The following is a 21,753-nucleotide window of genomic DNA, read 5'->3' as shown; positions in this document are numbered from 1 at the left end:
TTGCCTTTATTCATTATTTCTCTAATTTGCTCATTTAGTTTCGATCTGCTTACAGGTCTGTTTCTTTGCTCGTACGCTTGAAATCCTCGTCCCATTTGTAACGTTCATTATAGATTTCCATTACTTCTTGATATAAAGGGCTGGCGCCTGCGTGCGGACTGCTGTGAAGCATTTGATAAAGCCGCAAGAAACGGTCTTTAGGAAGCTTTCGTGCATAGCGCATCAGCAAATAGGGATAGAGTGTGATGTATCGTTTCATCCTAACTGCCGCACCGGCAACACCAACGAGAATGCTCTCGCCATGCTCCATTTTCAAAATCTGCGCCTCGTGAAGCAAAACATAACGGAATGTATTTTCTTTCAGCAAATCTCTTCTGATTTTGGCAAGCTCGCCAATATATTCAACGAGATCGGGATTAAAATGATCCATTAACAAGGGGTCCAGCATCAGATCCATATCCTTGCGCAAAACAAAGGATTGCAGCAGCAAAATTTGCTCCAGTCGAAGCTGGTCAGTATGGACAAGCGCGCCAATTTCACGCAGCATTTCATACGCAAGCGGTTTATCGCCGCTATGGAACACTTGAATAGCTGTTTCTCGGTCATTTACTAGACCTGCAGAGAGAGTATATGCCTCTTTTTGAAATATTTTTTGCAGCTGCAGGAGCAAAAGTGCAGGGGTCGACCGCTTCTGCAACGTCCATAATAGAGCGACTAGCAGCATTCCTCCGGCAACAATCAAAGTGGAATGCATTGCTGATTCGCTCATTGCAAATCCGACAATAATAATAAACAATGCAAAAAACCGCTCTTTCCACATCTTAAGCTTAAGCTTATAGGCTGCCTGAGCTTCAACATTTTTTAGGGCAAATTTGCCGCACACGGGGCACTGCGCATCACCTAGTACTGTAAAGTGGTTGCATCTCCGGCAAATTTTAAGTTTATTATAAGGATAGCGTGTTTTAATATAAGGGTTAAGTAGTACCGGCAGCTTCTTCATCATTCGCGATCACGCTGCCCGCTGCTTTTTAGTATGGAAAGGACAAGCTTGCTCAGCTGTTCTGGAGAAGGCGCCCGTCTCCGCTGTGCGCGATAGCTCATTGCTTTGATGATGACAAAAAGAAACAATAGTCCAAGACAAACGTAGGTAACCATATCCTATTCCTTTCTTACAATAAAAGTGATTTAACAAAATCTATCAGGTATACTTATTTTGTAGTATATCATCATACTAGTAGCAGTGACTAACAGTGACTATTGGACTAGCGAAGAAGAACCGTTTGTCCCATTACAAAGGAGTACAGCAAAATGAATAGATTAAAACGTTTATCATGTCAGCTAATTATGGTTTCTGCTATTTTGCTGCTGCCGTTCAGCAGCTTACAAACCGTGCATGCAGCGCAAGGCGACTCGCAAATCGATGCAGTACTTGTGCTGGATGTCAGCAATTCAATGAGCACAAGCGATCCAGGGAAAATTGGAAATGAAGCAATGAAGATGTTCATTGATATGCTGCCGACACAAGGCGACCGTGTTGGCATTGTGGCTTATACCGATGAAATTCAACGTGAGAAGGCGCTGCTGGAAATTCAGTCTACTGCAGATAAAGATAAGCTGAAGGGCTTCATCGATCAGTTAAACCGCGGAGCCTATACCGATGTTTCTGTCGGAGTAAAGGAAGCGGTACAGATTTTGGAGGATGGTGCCGACCAAGATCACGAGCCGATGATTATTTTGCTAGCTGACGGCAATAACGATTTTAATAAGGCATCCGGCAGAACGCAGGCGCAGTCCGACGCGGACATGGACAAGGCGCTTAAAGAAGCGAATGATAAAGGCGTTCCGATTTATACGATTGGCCTAAATGCAAATGGAAAACTAAATGAATCTGCGCTTGCTAAGCTATCGGAAATAACCGGCGGGAAATCATTCGCGACCGATTCGGCTGACGATTTGCCGCGAATTTTGAGCGAAATTTTTGCCAGCCATCTTGAGCTGAACGTCGTACCGGTTGATTCTTTGACGGCAAACGGCAGCTATCAGGATGTGAAAATTTCAGTTCCCAACTCGAATGTACTAGAAGCAAATATTTCGATTATGTCGAGCAAGCCGGTTGAGGCGAAGCTCGTAGATCCATCTGGCAACGCTATTCCTATTCCTTCGAATGGCGTCTTGCTATCGAGCTCGAAGAGCTATTCCTTGCTGAAGCTGTTAAAGCCGTCGGAAGGCGATTGGAAGCTTCAAATCAAAGGCGTGAATCGCGATAAAATCGACATTAATCTTATTTTCAACTATGACTTAAGTCTTGCTATGGATCCACTAGCCAAAGCGACCTATTCCAAGGGCGACAAGGTGACGATCAATTCTTATCTCGTAAGCGGCGGAAAAAAACTGGAAGACACCTCCCAGTACAGCAACATGAGCGCGGTTTTACTCGTTAAAGACTTAGACACGGGCAAAACCGAGGAAATACCGATGGAGAATGCGGGCGACCATTTTGCAGGCTCCTACAAAATACCTGAGAAGCATGACTATGAGATTATAGTGAAGGCCAAAGAGAAAAGCTTTTTCCGAGAGACCGATGCGGTTAAGATTTCGGCAAAGGCGGGAACAACGGGGCAGACGCCAAAGCCGGAGGCAGATAAAGAAGAGAAGCCGTTCCCGGTTGTACCTGTTGTAATTGGCGTTATAGGTCTAGCGGCATTGCTTGCAGCAGCTTACTTTATATTAAGAGTGCTGAAACAAGCGAACCGTGGGTTTGTTGGGCAACTCGTCATTGAAATTCGAGATGAGAATACAGGTGACAAAACGTCGCCGCAGTACAAGAAGCTGACAGCCTTCAAAGGCAAGTTGCAGCTTCACCAGCTGTTGCAGCTAGCGCCTGAGCTGAAGGAAACCGACAAGGTCATTTTCAAGCCGGGAAGCAATGATCGTATCGTTCTGCAAAATGGTTCCTCCTGCACAATTGAGAAATCGGGACGAGCAGTGGATGCGACGCGTGCATTGGAAATGAAAAGCGGAGACCGTATTACGGTTTCATTGAAACAAATAGACAAAACGATATTCATTGAATATCTCGTATAAATAGAGCCCTGGAGGTAATGAAAAATGAAACCGATCGTAAGAGAACACATACAGCAGCTTGACGTTTCGCTTGGCGGAGGTATTGTCAGCGAGAAAATTCGGGTAGACACCATAGATAATCCCATTCTGATCATTGGACTTGGCGGTACCGGTATTGATGCGCTTCTGCGCCTGAAATACCAGATCAATCGCCGCTTTAAGCTTCCTGAGGATCCCGTTTCCAAAAGAAAACGCGAGAAGCCTGATAATGTGGAATTTCTTGCTTTTGAAACGAATGAACAGGACCGCAATAAAAAGTATAAAGGGATCGGTCTTGATCCTATTAATGAATTTGTGCTGCTATCTAATGCAGAGGTTGGAGGACTGCTGCAAAATCGCAGCATTTTGGAGCCGTACATCACGGACTGGCTGTCGCCAGAGCTAAGTATAACTGATGGCATGAATGGTGCAGCTGGCGTTCGACAAGCAGGTCGGCTTCTGCTGTTTACGAAGATCAATCAAGTGGTGCAGAGCATCGACAAAAAAATTAAGACGTTATCCGTCGGGACGAACAAAAAGCTGATGGTGTTTCTGCTAACCGGCTTGTCTGGCGGAACAGGAAGCGGCTGCTTCCTCGATATCTCTTATATCGTTCGAGGAATTATAGAGCGTGATCACGGATCAGCCGGCATTGACCGCGTTAATACGCTTGGTTATTTGTTTACGCCGGATATTAACCTTGCAAGCAAAAGCTTGAGCGACCATACACGTGAGTACATTAAGAAAAATGGCTATGCTGCACTGAAGGAACTGGACTATTGGATGAATGTGGACAGCCGCGGCGAGAGGTTTACGCAGCAATATGGCAATATTTTAAACGTTAATTCGCCGCTCCCACCATTTAATTTATGCCATCTCATCTCGGCTACAAATGCTGAGGGCAAGCTGCTTGAAAATGCTTATGATTATTGCATGAATGTAACGGCAGAGAATATTACGAACTTTATTTCCAGCGAGGAAAAACAATCCGGCGAGGAATTCGCTATTCATGATTATATTAGCAACATTCGGACCAATATTGCTCAAATGAACAAAATGTACCCGGCTAACTACGATTACAACATTATCGGAGCTTCTTCGGCGGTACTGCCGATCGAGGAAATGACGACTTATTTGGCTTACCGGCTTTTCAACAAAATGGACAAAATGTTTGAGAAGGCGCCGAGTCAGGACGATGTAGAGAAATTTGCCCGCAAGCTTGGCATTGATCTCGAAACGATGATGAAAACCTTTGACTCACGCGTACCTGAACCGCTGCCAGGCTTCGAGAACAGTGAGCGACTCAGCTACAATAACGTGGTGAAAATGCAAGCCGTAAACATGGATACGGAGCTGGAGCAAAACTTTTTGGCTCGTGCACGCGAGGAATATATTAAGGCCAAAAAACAGCTGCCAGGCGAAATTGTTGGGCAATTTACCGATCAAATTCGTCGTACATTTCTCCATCCAGAGCAAGGGCCATTTTATGTATCCCGTCTCCTGCATACTGAGAAAGGCTTCTGCTTGCTGAAGATGCTGCTCTCTTATATTGAGACGCTACGTGAAGGGCTGTCACGACTCCCTAAAGAGATCGAAGCAGCTAGAGAGCAAGCCAATGAGCGTATGGGCGATGCGAAGAGTGCGTTCGTATCCAAGGATAAGAAGAAAAACAACTATATCGAAGCAAAAATAAATGAGTACTGGCTGCTTGCTGACGTTGAGCGAATGGAGCAATTGATCGAATTTTATGAGGATCTCCACCAGCTGCTTAACAACGAGAATAACCGCATTTATAACGTATTTACTGAAATTTTGAATGTGCTTAATTCGATCTTTGCCAAAAATGGTGAAATTCTAACAAGCGGCGAGGAACAAGCGGATCATAAAGGAAACAAAACATACTATTGGAATATCGTAGGCGTACCAGACATCTCCGACGTTATCAGCCGTTTAATGGATAAGAAGGACGGCGATGATCTGATCCGCGACTTTACGCAGGAGCTTCTAGACCATTCGAATCTTTGGGTAAAAGAGCAGGAAATTGATATCGTCAGCTCGATTTCAGAGTTTTTGACGAATAAATTCGGCGATCTGATTACGAAATCGATGGAAGAATTCCTAGTTATGAAATACGGGAACGATGAATCGATTGAGAAGTTTGTTGAGCGTCATATCGCTAGCAAGCTAGATGAGGAAGCTGTGCCTGTATTCCATCTCAGCAACAGCTCAGGCAATTTACATGTCCCTTCATGGGGATTTGTGTCCGTGCCTGTGCAGGCGCCGAGCATATTGAGAGGGATTCGGAACTATCAAAATAACTCGATAGGCAAATCCCACTTTACGATAAAGGAAAGTGAAGTGAAAAACCGAATTTTCTGGCTGAATACGAGAAATGGTGTGCCTTTGTTTGTTTATACGCCGCTGAAGGTATATGAAGAAAGCTATGAACGCACGATTCTTGATAAGGAAGGCATCGGCCGTCATTTGGTGCAGACTGACCGTGTCAATTGGACCTATTTGCCTTCGCCGATTCCAGAGAAATCATGGGGCGACACGTACGTCAACCCACGTGTGAGAAGCTATAATGCGAGGGTTCGCGCTGAGTTTGTCATAGCCGAGAGCTTCCGTATTATTGAAGAGAAGGGCATAGACAATAACACGAGCAGCCGTTACTCCGTTCGCTTCACGAAGCCGTTCCAATTATCGGATGCGTTAAAACCGTTCAATATGCAGCTTGATGGCGCGAAGCCGAATTTAGGTGAAGTAAAGCGAGCAGTAAATGAGCTGAAGCGCCTTTTATCCGAGGGGCTGGAGCTTGAATCGACAAAGGATATTTTCGGCAGCTTTACAGAGGAGCTTGCACAAGAAAATCTCATTCGTTCGCCGGAGCAGCTAAGACGGGTTCGTGAGGAATTGGCGAAGTATGAATCCATTTCTGTAAAATTAGTCGAGCTTGAGCAGCTGCTTATGCAGCATCAAGATGATGAGAAGTTGCTGGATCAGTTTATTGAGGCGCTATACACAGAGACCATTTGCAAGAAAGGTGCCCTGTATGTTTATGATCGCGAGCCAGAGGAAGATGCATGGCCGCCTTTCGCTAATTTAATGAAAAGCAGCAGCTATGTTGAGTTTGAGGTGTTTGAGAGCTTCCGACAGCTGGATGAGAAAAACCGCAGCGTTCTTAGACGCAAAGCAGAGCGCAGAGTAACGGAGCTGACTGCAACGGAGGATACTTCAAAGCTGTTAGCTAAGCTTGAGGAGCTGTTCGGTACATTTCTTGATGCACGCGAGCGTCTCGAATACGAGAAGGTTGAGCTGGCAAATGGAGAGGAAATGCACCGGTTCTACCGGGAAATGTCTACTAAACTTAACGAAATTCGTAGAAAGTTGAAATAATGATGAGAGAATTGTTGGATCTATATGCAAGCGACTATTCGGCTGCTGAGCAGAAGCTAAGCGGCCTTGAGGATGATCAAAGCAGCATTCACTATCCAACCGTATTTCTATACATCGGAGATGAGGCAGGACATGCGATTGAACCTATGATTCAATCCAATGAACTGAAATGGGACAACAATGCCGGCGTTATTTATTTCCATGTCTCGTCGAGTGAAGCAAATGCTGCCTCTGGAAGTGCAGGTTATAAATTATCGTCATACCATGGGGCAAATCTTAATCGATCTGTCCCGAAGGTGACGAGGGTAGCGCTTACGGATGTTGTAGATGGCAAAACGGATAATCGCACCAAACGCAAAGATATAGGCACCGCATTCCATAAGGAAGGGCGTCATCTAGCGGATCTCAACCGGGCGCTGCGTCAGGTTAGCGATACAATTGCTGATTACGGCCGATTGTACGCATCTTTCGATCGCCTTCATCTTGCTGTCATTACAAGGGTTGATGATCCATTAAACGTGCTTGTTCCAGAAATATCGCTGCTTGCTCAATCGATTTTTTTGCAGCTGTTCAAATCCGTTCAAATGGATTTGTACGCTTTAATTAATGAACGTGAGCAATCAGAGACGTTTGGTTTGGCAAGCGCAGCGGGTATCAGCTTCCTGCGCGAGCTGGATGGAATGCAGCGGCCAGATTATTCTTTTTCGGCGAGGCTTCAGGTGACGGGTGATGGATTATCTATTCCGGTCACCCACAAGGCATCGCCATTATTTGATCTTGTTTATGTATTATCTGATCGCAATGAGCGGGGAATTACAACGCTTAACGGGATGCAGGATAACTATGAAATCATTTGCAATATTTTGCTGTTGAAAAACAGGAGGAGAAAGGAAACACAGGTACAATCGAGTGACGTAAGCTACAACAACTCTTCTTTCAAAAACAGTCTTATGACGGAATCCGGAAGACAGGGGTTCGTATCAGCGGGGTTGTCCAAGGTGAAACGACCGAATCATTCGATTGCGTTAACCGTCCTTTATCATTTCTTTAAACAAATAAAAGAGCGGCTGGAAATTGCTGACCTGCAGGGCAGCAAGGAAAAGCTGTCCTTCTTTGGGCTGGATTCAGCTGCGATGGACACTAGAATGCTCGATCTGATGCCAAGCGAGGACAGTCTCATCGATATGTCTGGTCTTCTGACGAACAACATTCGTTATGATCAACTGCGGCGCATGTCGCTGCGCGAGGCAGAGGAAGCCTTGTTCGGGGATGGCTGCACCATCTTCTTCCGTAAGCATTTCACTAGTTCAGCTGAGGTGAACTTAGGTTATGTGAAGGCTTCAGATGAGCTGCGAGCCACTGTAAACCGTAATATGAAAGATCAGCCATTGTTTAGCTTTTTCCAGGTTACCAAGTGGACAGACGAGAAAAACGAGACAGACAGCGTCATGACAGCTGTTCGCGCTCGAATGCGCGATTTGGTCAGAGAGATTGATATCGCTCAGGATGAGCTTGGTCGAATCCGCGAACAACGTGTGGATGATTTGAAATTTCAGCGTCTTCCATTTATGGACAAGCAAAATGTTCGATCCTTTATACGCGCTTTTTTTGATGCGGTGTACCGGCTGGAATGGCAGCTTTTACGACTTGAGACTGAGCTTGCTTTGTACCGTAAATTTGCTGCTGAGCTGGAGCGTCTTCATGAGAAATACCGAATTCGCGTAGAACAGATGGCGCTGCTAGAGGAAACGTTGAATGCGGCGGCTCAGCACAGTATCCGTTCTGCGGATGATTATATCGGGCAGAACATCTTCGAGTATTATGAGCGAGTCACTGCAGCTGTCATGAAGGATATTGAAGAGAAACGCGGCGCATCCATATTTTTTGAGGAACGATTTCTCGGCAATATGACCGAGCTTCTGCAGCAGGGAGATTCCGCGTTTCTGGAGCGATTAATGGAGATTTGCCGAAAGTACATTTTGACAGCAGAGCCTTTTGCACAGACTTTCGAGGAGGAGCTGCTGCTGCGTGCCAATGTATCCGTTGCATACAGCAATCGTAAAGCTTTATCGAGGGACGAGCTGTTTCACCGATTATACCGGACACTGGAAGAGCATGCGGTCGTTCATATTCGTCTTCTCGACTATACACATGAGCATCGTTATGAGGAAAAGTATCTGTTCGGAGATCGCGAGAGTGAATTTATCCGATATGCACTTGGCGTTGACGAATCTTCACGCATTTACAAGCTGGGGTGTGTACATGAGAAGCGCAGCAGCGGTGTAGAAAAGTTGAATATTATGGGCGGCTTTCATTTAGAAGATTTGATGTATTATCGAAACGGCAAAGTGTATTATGAGACCTATTTGCAAAATGGGTACGAATTTCACACGCTTGATCCTGCTCTGCTGCCTGATCTTCGCTGACCGATAAACATCAACAATGCTGCGGTCCACTAGCAAGTAGAAAGGGTGCTGTTATTATGCAACGAAAAATAAATGGGCTTCTCTTACTGTTCAGCTTGATAGGAGGCGCAGTAGGATTCGTCATCGGGGAAATCATACTGGGGGCGCTGTCAGAAATCTGGCCGCGCTTTGCCGTCGTTGGGCTATACTTTGGCGTTCTTGCTTTATGCATTGGACTGGCCTGCCTGATTGCTGAAATGATTTCTCCTCGTTTGAACGGAACTTCGTGGCGTCAGCGTTATACCGGATTATCGTGGCAGCTGCTCGTACCAGCAACGTTAGTTCTGCTGTTTGCAGTCGGCGGATTGCTGCAATTTATTTACGGCGCACATTTTGGCGGTGCGAAGCAGGTAAAGGATATTGTGCTTGTTATCGATAATTCAGGAAGCATGCTGGAGACCGATCCTGATAACGAGCGTTATTCGGCTGCGAAGCAATTGATTCAAAACATGGAAAGCGATAAGCGTGTGGCGGTGGTTGCATTTCACAATACCGCACAATTGATTCAGCCGTTTGTTAAAGTAAGCACACAGGAAGAGAAAGATAAAGTAAATGCCGCAATCGACTCACTTGAGCCGACGGATGGCGGTACAAACTTTAGTCTAGCGCTTGGCGAAGCAATGAAGACGATTAAGGATAAGGAAAAGGCTGGGCGCGGGACAATGGTTATTCTGTTGTCGGACGGTTTCAGCGAATCCGATATCAATAAGCAAATTGCACAGTTCCAAGAGCAGCAAATTGTCATTAATACGGTAGGCCTTAGCGTTGCAGATTCCAAAGGCTCTGCCTTGCTGCAGCAAATAGCTGATTCCACCAATGGAAGCTATTACGATGTGTCGGAAGCGAACGGGCTGGCGCTCGTATTCCAAAATATTTACAATACAATCGATAATCGGACGCTTCTAACTGAAAGAACGGGATCGCTTGCGGACAGCACGCTGTATACACTGCTTCGTATTTTATCCTTAGCCATTATCGGTGCAGCTTTAGGAATGTCGCTAGGATTGTTTTTCGACAATCGGTTTTTGGCATTAAGCTTTGGGGCGGGCGGTATTGTAGGCGGTTTGCTGGCTGGCTTCATTTTGGACTCCGGTTTGTCCGGGGATATGCTCTCTGACGGTTTATCACGTCTATTCGCTGTTCTTGTACTGGCAGCCATTATTAGCATTTTCACACTTGTTGTTCCGATAAGGGATAATAACAGTACAAACCGTTATGATGGCGGCAGAAAAAACAGCAATAGAGATCAGTCCACAAAGGCGTTAGGCGAACGGACGAAGGACAGCCGCAGTCATGGATTTTAAACGATGCGGGAGGCGGATATAAAATGCGGTTTATCGATGCAGAGGATGGTTCTCCGATTATCAGCGGTTTAACTCGCGTGTTGGAGGAGGACCGCTGCACGCTGCGCTGGATTTGGCCGGGCGGTATAGAAGCGGTTTACATTGGGAAAACACCGGCTGAGCAGGCGGCGGAAAGCCCTGTGGATATAGGAACTGTCAAGTTATACACGAAGGCAGAATATAAAGCGAATAATGGCTATCATAGCCGATTAGAGGGCATCGGACGTTTGGTCTTTACGGTATATGCCGCACTGGAAGGGAGTGGCGGTCCGCAGCTCATCCTTCAGCCCAATCATGAGAACAGCATAGAAATAAGTGCTGGCCGAGCTAAGATTCATTATTCGATTACAAATAAGAGCGGTTTGTTCAGAAAGTTCAAAACGATTCAAATTCAAGTTTCAACAGAGGTACCGATTGGGAAAGACGTACTTTGTTATGTGAAAAAGCAGGGCAGCTATCCCGCGAATAAAGAAGACGGCATGCTGTATCCGTTCGTTGCGCCTTTCGCAGCTGGAAAAACCGTTTTGCCTGCCATTGAGGTTGGCAAACAGGATTTTATACGATTGTTTTTCACTGATGGCCGAACGTCTGGACAGATGTACGAATTGATTTCAGTATAAAGGAGGAAGATCGCATGGGTATTTTCGATCTTTTCAAGAAAAAGCCGGAAGCAAAGCAAAGGCCTTTGTTTTATGATATTGTTTGCCCCTATTGTTTTAGTAAATTTACACCGGATGAGGTTGTATTCCGCGCTTCACATTCCCGTGAGGATGATGAGGATTATGCGCTTGGAGAAGATGATGAGCTGAATAAGTATCGTGAGCGTTTTGGCCTTGATTCTGTACATGATATGGAAGCGGTTCTCTATCCAAACGACGTGCCTGAAGAGCATCGGATTTACTCAGACCATGTATTAATTGGAATTAATGACCGCTATGGCGAGCTGACACGCAGAAGACTTTGTCCAAAATGCCACAACGAAATTCCAGTAACGGCAGGCAAGGTGCCGAGCAATATTATTTCTATCATTGGCGCTTCACAAGTAGGCAAGTCGGTGTATATGACCGCGTTGATACATACGCTGCAGAACACGACAGCGGATCATTTTAATGCAGCCTGCATGCCGCTTAACGCTGAAATTAGCCGGAAATTCCGAACCTATTACGAGGAGCCGCTGTTTGAGCGCGGCGATCTGCTTGCGTCTACCCAAAAGGAAAAGATGCAGGAGCCTTTTATTTTTCAATTTGTTTTTAAAGATGAATCGAAGCCACCGCTCACTCTCGTATTTTTTGATGTCGCTGGCGAGGGCATGGTAGAGCAGGATTATCTTGGTTTGCATGGTCAGCATATCAAAAATTCAGCAGGCATTTTGCTGATGGTAGATCCGCTGCAAATTCGCTCCATTCGCGAGAAAATTAGAATGAATCTGGGCGATAAGCCAGGTGTTTGGGTTTCCCAATACGACGAGCCGCGCGACGTTGTTCTGACGATGTTTGGCGACTTTATTGCTTATCAGGAAAACAACAAAACGGATATTCCGACCGCTGTCGTTTTAACGAAGAGCGATATGCTTCATTCCCTAAAGGATGAAGATGGTGAATATATTAAATCGAACAGCAATATTTTCAACAACATGGTGCATCGCAATTATTTTAACCTGACTGAGTTTGAGAATATTGATGGAGAAATCCGCCGTTTCATCGAGAAGGTTGATCGTCCCTTTAAAGGTACGATGGATGTTTATTTTAAGGATACGGCTTATTATGCGGTTTCCGCACTCGGCAGCAATCCCGTCGATCAGAAGCTGCAAACCGTCGTCAGTCCCATTCGGGTAGACGAGCCCTTCATTTGGCTGCTTTATAAGCTGAACTTCATTGAGGGGAGAAGAGAATAGTGCGCGATTCTACGCCCAGCAGGATGATTCAGCAGCAGATGTATGCACGGGAAAGACGCGGCATTTTCAGATCCACGGAAGGTTATGACACGATCGCCAAATCAAGCGGTTTGGAAGCATCATTTGTCAAAAAAGTGCTTCATCCGTTTTGTGTTTATGATGCCCCGACTGAGCTGGCTACCCGCGGTGAGAAGGACGGTTCCGCGTATCCAGAGACGATGCACCTACTTCATTTGGATAATGGCGATGTGCTGCTTGGCAGAAGCGTTTATCAGGCAGCCGACTTCACAGGTCTGCGCAGCGCGTTTTTTACGCATAACTTTATTATTCCAAGCGGTCATAGCAGCAAGCCTGCAAGTGATTATATGAACTGGCTGCAAGCCGCTTTCGCAGATCAATATAATATTGACAGCGGTACGGAAATAGCAGAGCTGCTAGAGCTTCCGATTCAGAGTGCAGCAGCGATTAAGCCGTCTGCTCGTTCGATCCTTTCTTTGCTGAACATTTCAGAAAAATCGTTTAAACAGCTGCTCTTTGCGGTAATGGCAGCAGTCGGAGGTAAGAAAAAGATCTATGTTTCGCTTGATGTACCAATCAAACAGCTGCCGGACAAGGCAAAACAGCTGCTTGGTGTGCTATATGCGAGTTTACCCTACGCCTTCCGCAAGCAGCTTGGTTTCATCACCTATGCGAAAGAACCGGTAAGCCGCAAATCGGTTCATCTTACGTTCGTAGAGCAAGGAAGCCTCCGCCATGGGGATCGCAGCATCGAGAAGGATTTTACGTTTGATTTCGGCAACGACCGAATGATGAATGTTGATCTGGACGGTATAGATCAGCCATTTTTGGATTTTGCATGGGATAACTTGGATCGTCCTGACCGTACGGATAGCTTCTTTCAATTCGCTGAGCTGATGCTGGCAGACATGGGGGAGGAGCGCGAACTCGCAGCAGCCAGTTATCATGAGCTATGCGTCGTTTACCAAATCGAGGAAGGCAACGAAAAGTTATATGAATCGCATAAAAGCGCGGTAATGCGGAGCTTGATGGATTATTTGCAGCCATCCGGCGCATTGGATGCCAAGATGCGCTTGAATGATTTATTTCTTTCTCGATTTGATTATGAGTTTGACCGCGCTAGGCAAGGAGTAGTGCCGGAAACCTTCATTGTAGATGTGTTTACACAATACTATCAAATTGAAGGTAAACATATCGAAAATAAGCTGGTTTCCTTTTTCATTTTGGCATTGCTAAATGCAAGAAAACAGAGTGAGCAAGACGCGGCGGCTTCCTTCTATGCGGCAGTTGAAAGCAATCCTGCTTTTAGCATAGCTTTTTTCACAAGAGTCTTAGTAGATGCGAAGCTAAGTGCAAACTTATTTATTCCATTCCTAGAGCAAAAGCTTAAAGCAGCTGCAGGCTCCAAAAGTGTTCTGCAGCTCATTGAGCAGTGGGGCAATGCTCATCCTAAGCTGTACGGTGATGAAGACTTTTTTGTGCTGGTCCGCCAGCAGCTCATCGAGAAGCTGAAACGGGAGCGCCACTCGCTGCCAGCGACGAGCAAAGCGCTTGAGCAATTGCGCAGCTTAGCAAGTGAAGGCAAGTTTGGCGTGCGAAAACAGCTGCCATCTCATGATGCGGTAGAGTTTTATACGGAGCTCGAGCTTGCAGCTTATCGAGCAATGTTAATTGAACTTGATATGGAAAGATTGACGAAGGATCAGCTCATGCTGGGCGAGTTTCTCAAATCGAAGGAGCAGCTGAAAAAATGGAATGGACAGCTGAACGATCCGAGGCAGAAATCAGCAGCGCTTGAGCTGCAGGCGCTTTACGAATGCTTCGCATTCCCGGAGCCAACGGTAGATTTATTCGATAATCTATCCCCAGCAGAGATCGACCGGGTGCAGCTCGTTGGTCGCCGATTGCTTGCCAATCAGCTGGAGTTAGCCGAATTTCCGCGTCTCGTGCTATTGTTTCTTCGCAGTTCGGATATGGAATCAGTGGATTATGCCACGCTCCTCAACTATTTGCAGCAAAACGCGTCTCAAAAAGATACGGTATATCTATTTTTCCGATGGGCAGAAAAACATCCTAGTTTCATGCGCTCAAGAGGTTTTGTTCCTGCCTATGTAACTGCAGTAGTCAGCTATTTCACAAAACATGACCGGGATGCATTTAAGAAACGAGCCAATTGGAAGCAGCATTTTGACAAAGCGGGTCCTATTCTTAAAGGTGTATATAAACAGGCGGAGCGCGAGCTATCCTCACCGCTGACTAAATTTTTTCGCAGGAATCGTAAATCGACGTTTATAACATCGTTATCGGCTATAGGTATTGTACTAATCGTAGCCGGCATTATGTTTGCCTTCGGCGGCAAGGATGATGTGAAGCCTGGTGGTGCTGTTTTGCCTGAAACGACTCCTGAACCGAGCATCAGCCAGCCGGATACAATCGTATACGTGGAGCAAAATGCTGCATCAGAGGGGAAGAAGGCTGCGACCACCCTCGTCTTCGCATTTAAGGAAGCAGCAGCTTGCGGACTGTTTAAGCCTAGCTCATTGACGGTAGAAACGCCGGATGCAGAAGCTGTTGCGTACACCACACTTGAAGTTGAATCTGATTGCAAAGCGGATACAGGGAATAGCAGCACGGAAGGGAATCAAGTTGAAAGCTCATCACAGCCGACGGAAACAACGGATTCGACTGCCAAAGAATCCGATAAGCCGACGCCAACGCCGGCTGAAACTGATTCACTGCCGACAGCTACCGATTCTCAGACGGAGCAACCGAGCAATACTGCAATAAATGTAGCAGACTATACGAACCGGGTTGTAGTTAACCTCGGTAAGCAGGTTGATATACCTGAGAAAAGCATTATCACGGTCGGTGAATCGAAGTATGAGATTTCCGTGCTGCGTGTTGCTGCGCCATAACCAAAGCAACGTATTTATAAGAATAGGAAGGGTTGTTCCGTTAGTAGTTTTACTACTGTTGGAACGACCCTTTTTTTCTTTTTAGCTAATCGGCTATTAAAATGATGAAAATGATTAATGTCATAAAAGTGGATAAGAAAGTTGAATTTATGATAGAGACATAGGGTCTGCAATATTTTACAATATCGGTACTACAACACGAACAAGGAGCTGTTTTTCGATGAAAGGTATTAATAATCCGATAGTCCCAGGCTGGTATGCTGATCCTGAAGCGAGAACGTATGAAGGCAAGCATTGGATTTATGCGACCAGGTCCATTACGGAATATACGAAGCAATTGAATTTGGATGCGTTCAGCTCAAGCGATCTGATCCATTGGGAGAAGCATGAGAGCATTATTGAAATGTCAGACTTTCCATGGATGTGGAGAGCGGTTTGGGCACCTACGATTACCCAGAAACGAGGAAAATATTATTTGGTTTTTGCAACAAACGATATTCAAAGCAACGATGAAATCGGCGGTTTAGAGATAGCCGTATCAGACCGTCCTGAAGGACCATTCAGAGGATATTTGGGAAAACCGCTCATTGATCGATTCATTCATTCCGCTCAGCCGATTGATGCTCATTTGTTCAAGGATGATGATGGAACGATCTATTTGTATTATGGCGGCTGGCGTCATTGCAATGTAGCGAAAATGAATGATGACATTACGGGGTTCATTCCACTTGAAAATGGTGAAACCTTTCTCTCCATTACGCCTGATGGTTATGTTGAAGGACCTTGTATGATAAAGAAGGATGGACTTTATTACCTCATGTGGTCGCAAGGAGACTGGGTTAACGGTTCTTATTGTGTTGCGTATGGCGTGAGTGAGAATCCATTGGGTCCATTCGAGAATAAGGGTATCGTGCTTGAGCGACAAGAGCCTATTGCGGAAGGGCCAGGACATCATGGGTTCCTTCATTTGCCTGAGAGTGATGAATGGCTCATTGTTTATCATCGCCGTATTATTGGTGACCCTGAAGCGGGTAATCGTATGCTCTGTATAGATAAAATGATTATTGCTGACGGGGAGATAAAACCGATAGTTATGACAAATGCTTGGTAGTTGTTATCCCTTGAAATGTTTCTTTAGAAAAGCTATTATCGAAGTTAAAAGGCTTGTATTTGCTTGCAACTAGAGATGTCAGGCAAAATAAAATGTGGAAAGGAAGAGCGTGATGTGCCGAAATATTAAAACGTTATTTAACTTCGATCCACCGGCAACAGAAGAGGAAGTAGCTGCCGCTTCACTCCAGTTTGTTCGGAAGCTATCGGGATATCAGTCACCATCGAAAGCCAATGAAGAAGCATTCAATGTTGCGATACAAGAGGTGGCTGCGGCAGCCCAGAAATTGCTCGACACGCTAGTTACCCAAGCTGAGCCGCGTGATCGAGATGTCGAAATCGAGCGTGCCCGCGCAAGAAACGCCAAAAGATTCGGTACGGCGGAAGCTTAGCGGTTGGAGTTCTTATACCTCTTATAGTCAAATGAACCTCAGACTTCTCTGAGGTTTATTTGATTAGGACATCTATAAGGAGATAGTAAAGCCTTTTTTGTTATGATGATGAGGCTTTTGCTATTTTCCATTGTTCATGAGCAAGCTGTATTCTTTTCCATAGTTCATCCCTCTCTTGACGGCTGTAGTTGACGAGTTTCTCTTCAAAAACCTCACCCAACACCTCGAGCCACTGGGATTGACTCACTAATTCCGTCTGCCTCACACCGTCAGTTCCTCGTTCATTCCAAATGCAGCCTCGGATTTCATTACTTCCGCCAGCATGTCTGTTTCTAATTAAAAACATATTGATCCATGGAGATTCTGCGGAGCGGCTGTAATGCTCATGCTTGGGCTCAAACTCTGTCATATCCGCCAAAACGGCAGCATCATAATCCACGCCAACAAATGACGCAGATGGATCATGCTCTAAGCGCCATCCCTTTGGAACAACAAGAGATTCTGTTACTTTATAAATAAAAGGGTTTTGGTTATACGTTCCAACAAGAAGTGGCAGCGGCTCAAAAGGCATATCGCCTAATCCAACATCAATAATCCATTGTTCTTCTTCGTTGTTTTCGTTCAACAAGTGAGCGGTTAGTCCAAGGTGAAACGAGTTGATACGAGGCTCGGCACCTAGTGGCTGTACACCTGCCCGGTGGAATGAAACCTTGTAGCCTAATGAACGCAGAAGCTGGCTAAATGCGCCATTTAAATGAAAACAATATCCGCTTCTGCCATGGATAAGGAGCGGGACGGATTGATTGAGTTGAATTCCTGCGGGTTTACCTGCAAAAACATCAATGGTTTGCCAAGAAAAAACTCTTACATGGGCTCTATGAAGCTCAAATAAAAATGCCTTGGTTGGCTCCTGAATTTCTGAGATGCCAAGCCTGCTTAAATAAGCTTTTATTTCTTCTCCCGTCAACGGTTCCATAACGATTCACCTCTATTGCTCAAACATCATTTTGAGCTTCTTTATTTTATTGCCTTTATCACATCCTAAACGAGAAAGAGCTAGAGAACAATGTAGAAATGCAAAGACTGTACCGGTACAGCATCATCAAATGAATGGTTAGTCATGATGACCAAGTCCTTATACATATACTTTTTGAAGAGCATACCGAGAGGAGACATCTGCGTGAATAATCAGGTGCGTTATTATAAGCCGTTTATTAGCCCTTTAGATCCCTGCCCGCCTATAAAAGTAAAAAGCTTCAGCACACCGCCTCAATTATTTATTACCTTTCAACCGCCCAATTTACCTCAGTTTTCACCTCATGAAGCATTGAGATATGGTACTCTCTGGCCCATGTTGTATAGCCCATATGATCCGAAAAACGACAGACAGGAAGAAGGTGATTGACGGTGGCGATCATACTTGATGAAGAGTATTACAAGCTGCTGCATGATTTGCAGGCGGTAGATTTTGTACTCGTGGAGCTGAATTTATATTTGGATACTCATCCTACAGATTCCAATGCCATACATCAATACAATCAGTTCGCACAGCTAAGATTGCCTATCGTACAGCAGTATGAATCGAAGTACGGGCCTTTAAAGCATTTTGGCCAAAGCTTCTCCACCAACCCTTGGTCATGGAATGATACACCATGGCCGTGGCAAGTATAAATAGTGGATAGAGCCAGTAGGAAAACTAGAGGAGGCACCGTACATGTGGGTTTATGAGAAAAAACTGCAATATCCCGTTCGCGTAAGTAAATGCGATCCAATGATGGCTAAGTTTCTAATGGAGCAATATGGCGGTGCTGACGGTGAGCTTGCAGCAGCGCTTCGGTATTTAAACCAGAGGTACACGATTCCGGATAAAGTCATTGGATTGCTAACAGATATAGGCACTGAAGAATTTGCCCACTTGGAAATGATTGCTACAATGGTCTATAAATTGACAAAAGATGCAACGCCTGAGCAGTTAAAGGCTGCTGGCCTAGGTGCTCATTATGTGGCTCATGACAGCGCCTTATTCTATGAGAATGCAGGAGGCGTACCCTTTACGGCTACCTATATTCAAGCGAAAGGCGATCCGATCGCGGATCTATATGAGGACATAGCGGCGGAGGAGAAGGCTAGGGCGACGTATCAGTGGTTGATTGATCTAACGGATGATGTCGATCTACAGGATAGCTTGAAGTTTTTGCGGGAGCGCGAGATTATACACTCTCTGCGGTTCCGGGAAGCGGTTGAGATCCTTAAGGAAAAGCGGGATGAGAAGATATTTTATTAGAGGGAACCTCTCTGCAGGGTGCTGCGGGGAGGTTTTTTTAGTGTAATACAGAGATTTTATTTGAGGTAAGATAGTTTCCAATTATGACCTACACTAGCGCTGCATAAAATTCCGAAGTCATTTATGCAACGCTAGTGGGTTCGATGATTAATGTTTACTTTAAATTTAACCAAAGGTATATTTTATAAATTTTCAGTTTAATTCGACATAAATCGACAAAATATAACAAAATAACCCTCTATTTATTACATTATTTTAATATAACCTTATTTAGCAGAGTAATTGCTGTAAAAATATTAGGGATGGTGTCATGTTGGAAAGAAAAAGAACGAGACTAATTACCCATGTATTGATTTTAGTTGTTTTTTTGCAAGTATTTACATCAATTCAATTTACAAGACCAAGTATAGCTGCGTCATATGATTTTAGTGACATGTTAATAAGTAATGCCCTATCTTCAAGTTCATACGCATTAAAACAAGGTAAGGTTTATGCTTGGGGAAACAATTATTACGGTCAATTAGGAAATGGAACCTTGAAGAATAATCCTACTCCCACAGCGGTACCAGGGCTTACAGATGTTAAACAGTTGGTAGCAGGCGCGAATTATGCGCTAGCCTTAATGAAAGATGGCACAATAAAAGCCTGGGGATATAATGCAAATGGTCAATTGGGTAACGGAACCAAAACAAATCAATTGACGCCTGTTTCAGTGCGTGGTCTGCGCAACGTGAAACAAATTGTTGCAGGAAACACTCATTCTTTGGCTTTAATGGAAGATGGTACCATAAATGCTTGGGGAGATAATTCATCTGGTCAATTGGGTGTCGGAAATAAAATAACTCTAATCACGCCTCTTTCAGTGTCTGGTCTAAGCAATGTGAAGCAGCTAGTTGCAGGAGGCGCGCATACGTTGGCATTGATGGAAGATGGCACCATTAAAGCTTGGGGATTTAATACAAATGGTGAATTAGGTATTGGGACCAATACAAAACAAACGACGCCTGTTTCAGTGCTTGGTCTAAGTAATGTGAAGCAGCTAGTTGCAGGGGCTGCTCACACGCTAGTGTTAATGGAAGACGGTATTATAAAAGCTTGGGGAGATAATTCATTTGGTCAATTGGGTATCGGAAACAGAACAAATCAATGGGCGCCTGTTTCAGTACTTGGTCTGAGCAATGTGAAGCAACTAGTTGGAGGAGGATATTATACAATCGCCTTGATGAATGATGGAACGGTAAAGTCATGGGGGGATAATCTTTATGGTCAATTAGGGAATGGGACTGTGGAATACTCACAAATACCTATGACTGTAGCGAGTTTGACGAACGTCAAGCAAGTTGCTGCAGGAATAAATCATACGATCGCCTTAATGAAGGACGGCTCAGTGAAGTCATGGGGGAATAATACCTATGGGCAATTAGGAAATGGAACGATAAATATGGGGACTACTCCTGTAATGATACCTAGTCTAATCAATGTGAAGCAGATAGTTAGAGGAGGATTTCATACACTCGCATTGATGAAGGACGGTACAGTAAAGTCATGGGGGGACAATTCATTTGGTCAATTAGGTAGCGGAACCCTTATGAATCAGACTATACCCATGACGATATCTAATCTAACCGATGTTAAGCAAATTGCATTAGGAGCCTATCACACTTTAGCTTTAATGGCAGACGGTACGGTAAAGTCGTGGGGTATGGGTCAAACTACACCTTTGACGATAGCAGGTTTGACCAATGTCAAGCAAATTGCTGCAGGAGGCTTTCACTCGCTAGCTTTAATGGGAGATGGGACGGTAAAGTCATGGGGAAGTAACAGTAATGGTGAATTGGGTAATGGAACTTTAACAAGTCAGGATACCCCTTTACTGGTACCAGGTCTTAGTAACGCTATACAATTGGTTGCAGGAATTGCACACACGCTAGCCTTAATGGAAGATGGAACCGTGAAATCGTGGGGACTTAATTCTTTTGGTCAATTGGGCCATGGAACCACAATGAGTCAGAATAAACCTTTGTTAATAAATGGTTTGACAAATGTAAAGAGATTATCAGTAGGGTTTTCTCACTCAATGGCCATATTAGAAGATGGAACGGCAAAAGCGTGGGGAAATAATACACTTGGCCAACTGGGCACATCAGGAACGGGTACTGTACCATTGACTATATTAGGACTAAGCAATGTAAAACAACTAGAGGGGGGAGAGAACTACTCGCTGGCCTTAATGGAAGATGGCACTGTAAAATCTTGGGGAAATAATGCATATGGTCAACTGGGTTACGGAACCTCAAGTCTGAAACAAACGACACCTTTGACAATTGCAGGTCTAAAAAACGTAAACCATATAGTTGCAGGATCAACATACGCGTTTGCAGTACTGGGAGATAGTACTGTAAAGGGATGGGGGAACAATCTAACAGGTAATTTAGGGTTATATCAATTCTATATTCCAATAGTGATTAAATTTAATTTAAAATTAATAGAATATTCATATGATATTAACGGTCAATTAACTGAAATCACTCTGACTAATGGAGACATCATAAAAATGCAGTATGATTCGAACGGGAATTTAATATCAAAAACTCGAATAACATCTAGTTAACGATGTGTAAGTTGATAAATAGTTGAAGTTTTCCAAATACTTCTTTTTGTCCTGCACCCGAGTGATAAAGACATAATCTTAATGTAAACCCAATTGCAACTCCGATTCTTATTTGTACCAATTCACTAGTGGCGTTTAATATATAACACTAATGTTGAATAATCTATAAAAAATTATTATAAGTTTCCGGATATTACTTTCGTGTAATAATCCAATAGATTTA

Annotated in this window: 16 protein-coding genes; 13 read left to right on the top strand and 3 right to left on the bottom strand. The window is 44.5% G+C overall.

The genetic code is table 11. The annotated features are described in order from the left end of the window. Nucleotides 1-49: 49 nt before the first annotated feature. Both ACIFSR_RS29975 and ACIFSR_RS29970 read right to left on the bottom strand, forming a co-directional pair. Nucleotides 50-1,003, bottom strand: coding sequence for a hypothetical protein (locus ACIFSR_RS29975; RefSeq protein WP_339208225.1), 954 nt, complete (start codon nt 1,001-1,003; stop codon nt 50-52). Then, nucleotides 1,000-1,155 carry a hypothetical protein gene (locus tag ACIFSR_RS29970; RefSeq protein ID WP_179089849.1) on the bottom strand — a complete coding sequence of 52 codons (156 nt, stop codon included), beginning with the start codon at nt 1,153-1,155 and terminating at the stop codon, nt 1,000-1,002. The genes ACIFSR_RS29975 and ACIFSR_RS29970 overlap by 4 nt, the downstream gene beginning before the upstream one ends. 153 nt (nt 1,156-1,308) lie before the next feature. On the opposite strand from ACIFSR_RS29970, the gene ACIFSR_RS29965 reads away from it, so the two are divergent. The 9 genes from ACIFSR_RS29965 to ACIFSR_RS29925 all read left to right on the top strand — a co-directional run bounded on the left by ACIFSR_RS29965 (nt 1,309) and on the right by ACIFSR_RS29925 (nt 16,635). Further along, a complete protein-coding gene (locus tag ACIFSR_RS29965; protein ID WP_430062244.1) occupies nt 1,309-3,084 on the top strand; it encodes a vWA domain-containing protein in 1,776 nt (591 codons plus the stop codon). 24 nt (nt 3,085-3,108) lie between these two features. After that, a complete protein-coding gene (locus ACIFSR_RS29960; RefSeq protein WP_430062241.1) occupies nt 3,109-6,498 on the top strand; it encodes a tubulin-like doman-containing protein in 3,390 nt (1,129 codons plus the stop codon). A 2-nt stretch (nt 6,499-6,500) separates the two neighbouring features. Continuing rightward, the gene (locus tag ACIFSR_RS29955; RefSeq protein ID WP_430063176.1) at nt 6,501-8,924 is read left to right on the top strand and encodes a transcription initiation factor TFIID; all 2,424 of its coding nucleotides are present in this window, start codon (nt 6,501-6,503) and stop codon (nt 8,922-8,924) included. Between the two features lie 56 nt (nt 8,925-8,980). Continuing rightward, nucleotides 8,981-10,267 (top strand): VWA domain-containing protein, encoded by a 1,287-nt coding sequence (locus ACIFSR_RS29950; RefSeq protein WP_339208231.1) that lies wholly within the window; start codon nt 8,981-8,983, stop codon nt 10,265-10,267. 23 nt (nt 10,268-10,290) lie between these two features. Continuing rightward, nucleotides 10,291-10,926: a beta-mannanase gene (locus ACIFSR_RS29945; protein WP_339208233.1), complete on the top strand. Its 636-nt coding sequence runs from the start codon at nt 10,291-10,293 to the stop codon at nt 10,924-10,926. Nucleotides 10,927-10,940: 14 nt separating this feature from the next. Beyond that, on the top strand, nt 10,941-12,200 hold the full coding sequence (locus ACIFSR_RS29940) for a TRAFAC clade GTPase domain-containing protein (protein WP_076269553.1): 1,260 nt from the start codon (nt 10,941-10,943) through the stop codon (nt 12,198-12,200). Continuing rightward, on the top strand, nt 12,200-15,133 hold the full coding sequence (locus tag ACIFSR_RS29935) for a glycosyltransferase (RefSeq protein WP_430062237.1): 2,934 nt from the start codon (nt 12,200-12,202) through the stop codon (nt 15,131-15,133). Before ACIFSR_RS29940 ends, ACIFSR_RS29935 begins: the two co-directional genes overlap by 1 nt. 220 nt (nt 15,134-15,353) lie before the next feature. Beyond that, nucleotides 15,354-16,244 (top strand): glycoside hydrolase family 43 protein, encoded by an 891-nt coding sequence (locus ACIFSR_RS29930; RefSeq protein ID WP_430062234.1) that lies wholly within the window; start codon nt 15,354-15,356, stop codon nt 16,242-16,244. 112 nt (nt 16,245-16,356) lie between these two features. Beyond that, entirely contained in the window at nt 16,357-16,635 is a 279-nt protein-coding gene (locus ACIFSR_RS29925) for a DUF2277 domain-containing protein (protein ID WP_339208240.1), read from the top strand. A 100-nt stretch (nt 16,636-16,735) separates the two neighbouring features. On the opposite strand, the gene ACIFSR_RS29920 is transcribed toward ACIFSR_RS29925, so the two are convergent. Further along, nucleotides 16,736-17,611 (bottom strand): arylamine N-acetyltransferase family protein, encoded by an 876-nt coding sequence (locus ACIFSR_RS29920; RefSeq protein ID WP_430062231.1) that lies wholly within the window; start codon nt 17,609-17,611, stop codon nt 16,736-16,738. A 204-nt stretch (nt 17,612-17,815) separates the two neighbouring features. On the opposite strand from ACIFSR_RS29920, the gene ACIFSR_RS29915 reads away from it, so the two are divergent. The 4 genes from ACIFSR_RS29915 (at nt 17,816) to ACIFSR_RS29900 (ending at nt 21,530) form a co-directional block, all read left to right on the top strand. Next, nucleotides 17,816-18,040, top strand: coding sequence for a spore coat associated protein CotJA (locus ACIFSR_RS29915; protein WP_076269558.1), 225 nt, complete (start codon nt 17,816-17,818; stop codon nt 18,038-18,040). A gap of 2 nt (nt 18,041-18,042) precedes the next feature. Further along, a complete protein-coding gene (locus tag ACIFSR_RS29910; RefSeq protein ID WP_144376813.1) occupies nt 18,043-18,306 on the top strand; it encodes a spore coat protein CotJB in 264 nt (87 codons plus the stop codon). 43 nt (nt 18,307-18,349) lie between these two features. Next, entirely contained in the window at nt 18,350-18,919 is a 570-nt protein-coding gene (locus tag ACIFSR_RS29905) for a manganese catalase family protein (RefSeq protein WP_430062228.1), read from the top strand. Nucleotides 18,920-19,229: 310 nt separating this feature from the next. After that, the gene (locus ACIFSR_RS29900; RefSeq protein WP_430062225.1) at nt 19,230-21,530 is read left to right on the top strand and encodes a hypothetical protein; all 2,301 of its coding nucleotides are present in this window, start codon (nt 19,230-19,232) and stop codon (nt 21,528-21,530) included. The last annotated feature ends 223 nt before the right edge of the window (nt 21,531-21,753 follow it).

It is taken from the genome of Paenibacillus sp. NRS-1760 (assembly GCF_050467785.1).
GTDB lineage: Bacteria > Bacillota > Bacilli > Paenibacillales > Paenibacillaceae > Pristimantibacillus.
The sequence above is the reverse complement of the archived record's forward strand: the minus strand, read 5'-3'. Positions and strand labels throughout refer to the sequence as shown.

Excerpts from the sequence above, each read along its gene's own strand:
- ACIFSR_RS29940 (WP_076269553.1), top strand. The coding sequence starts at position 10,941 with ATGGGTATTTTCGATCTTTTCAAGAAAAAGCCGGAAGCAAAGCAAAGG.
- ACIFSR_RS29930 (WP_430062234.1), top strand. The coding sequence starts at position 15,354 with ATGAAAGGTATTAATAATCCGATAGTCCCAGGCTGGTATGCTGATCCT.
- ACIFSR_RS29900 (WP_430062225.1), top strand. The coding sequence starts at position 19,230 with ATGTTGGAAAGAAAAAGAACGAGACTAATTACCCATGTATTGATTTTA.
- ACIFSR_RS29925 (WP_339208240.1), top strand. The coding sequence starts at position 16,357 with ATGTGCCGAAATATTAAAACGTTATTTAACTTCGATCCACCGGCAACA.
- ACIFSR_RS29975 (WP_339208225.1), bottom strand. The coding sequence starts at position 1,003 with ATGATGAAGAAGCTGCCGGTACTACTTAACCCTTATATTAAAACACGC.
- ACIFSR_RS29950 (WP_339208231.1), top strand. The coding sequence starts at position 8,981 with ATGCAACGAAAAATAAATGGGCTTCTCTTACTGTTCAGCTTGATAGGA.
- ACIFSR_RS29970 (WP_179089849.1), bottom strand. The coding sequence starts at position 1,155 with ATGGTTACCTACGTTTGTCTTGGACTATTGTTTCTTTTTGTCATCATC.
- ACIFSR_RS29945 (WP_339208233.1), top strand. The coding sequence starts at position 10,291 with ATGCGGTTTATCGATGCAGAGGATGGTTCTCCGATTATCAGCGGTTTA.
- ACIFSR_RS29960 (WP_430062241.1), top strand. The coding sequence starts at position 3,109 with ATGAAACCGATCGTAAGAGAACACATACAGCAGCTTGACGTTTCGCTT.
- ACIFSR_RS29905 (WP_430062228.1), top strand. The coding sequence starts at position 18,350 with ATGTGGGTTTATGAGAAAAAACTGCAATATCCCGTTCGCGTAAGTAAA.
- ACIFSR_RS29955 (WP_430063176.1), top strand. The coding sequence starts at position 6,501 with ATGAGAGAATTGTTGGATCTATATGCAAGCGACTATTCGGCTGCTGAG.
- ACIFSR_RS29965 (WP_430062244.1), top strand. The coding sequence starts at position 1,309 with ATGAATAGATTAAAACGTTTATCATGTCAGCTAATTATGGTTTCTGCT.
- ACIFSR_RS29920 (WP_430062231.1), bottom strand. The coding sequence starts at position 17,611 with ATGGAACCGTTGACGGGAGAAGAAATAAAAGCTTATTTAAGCAGGCTT.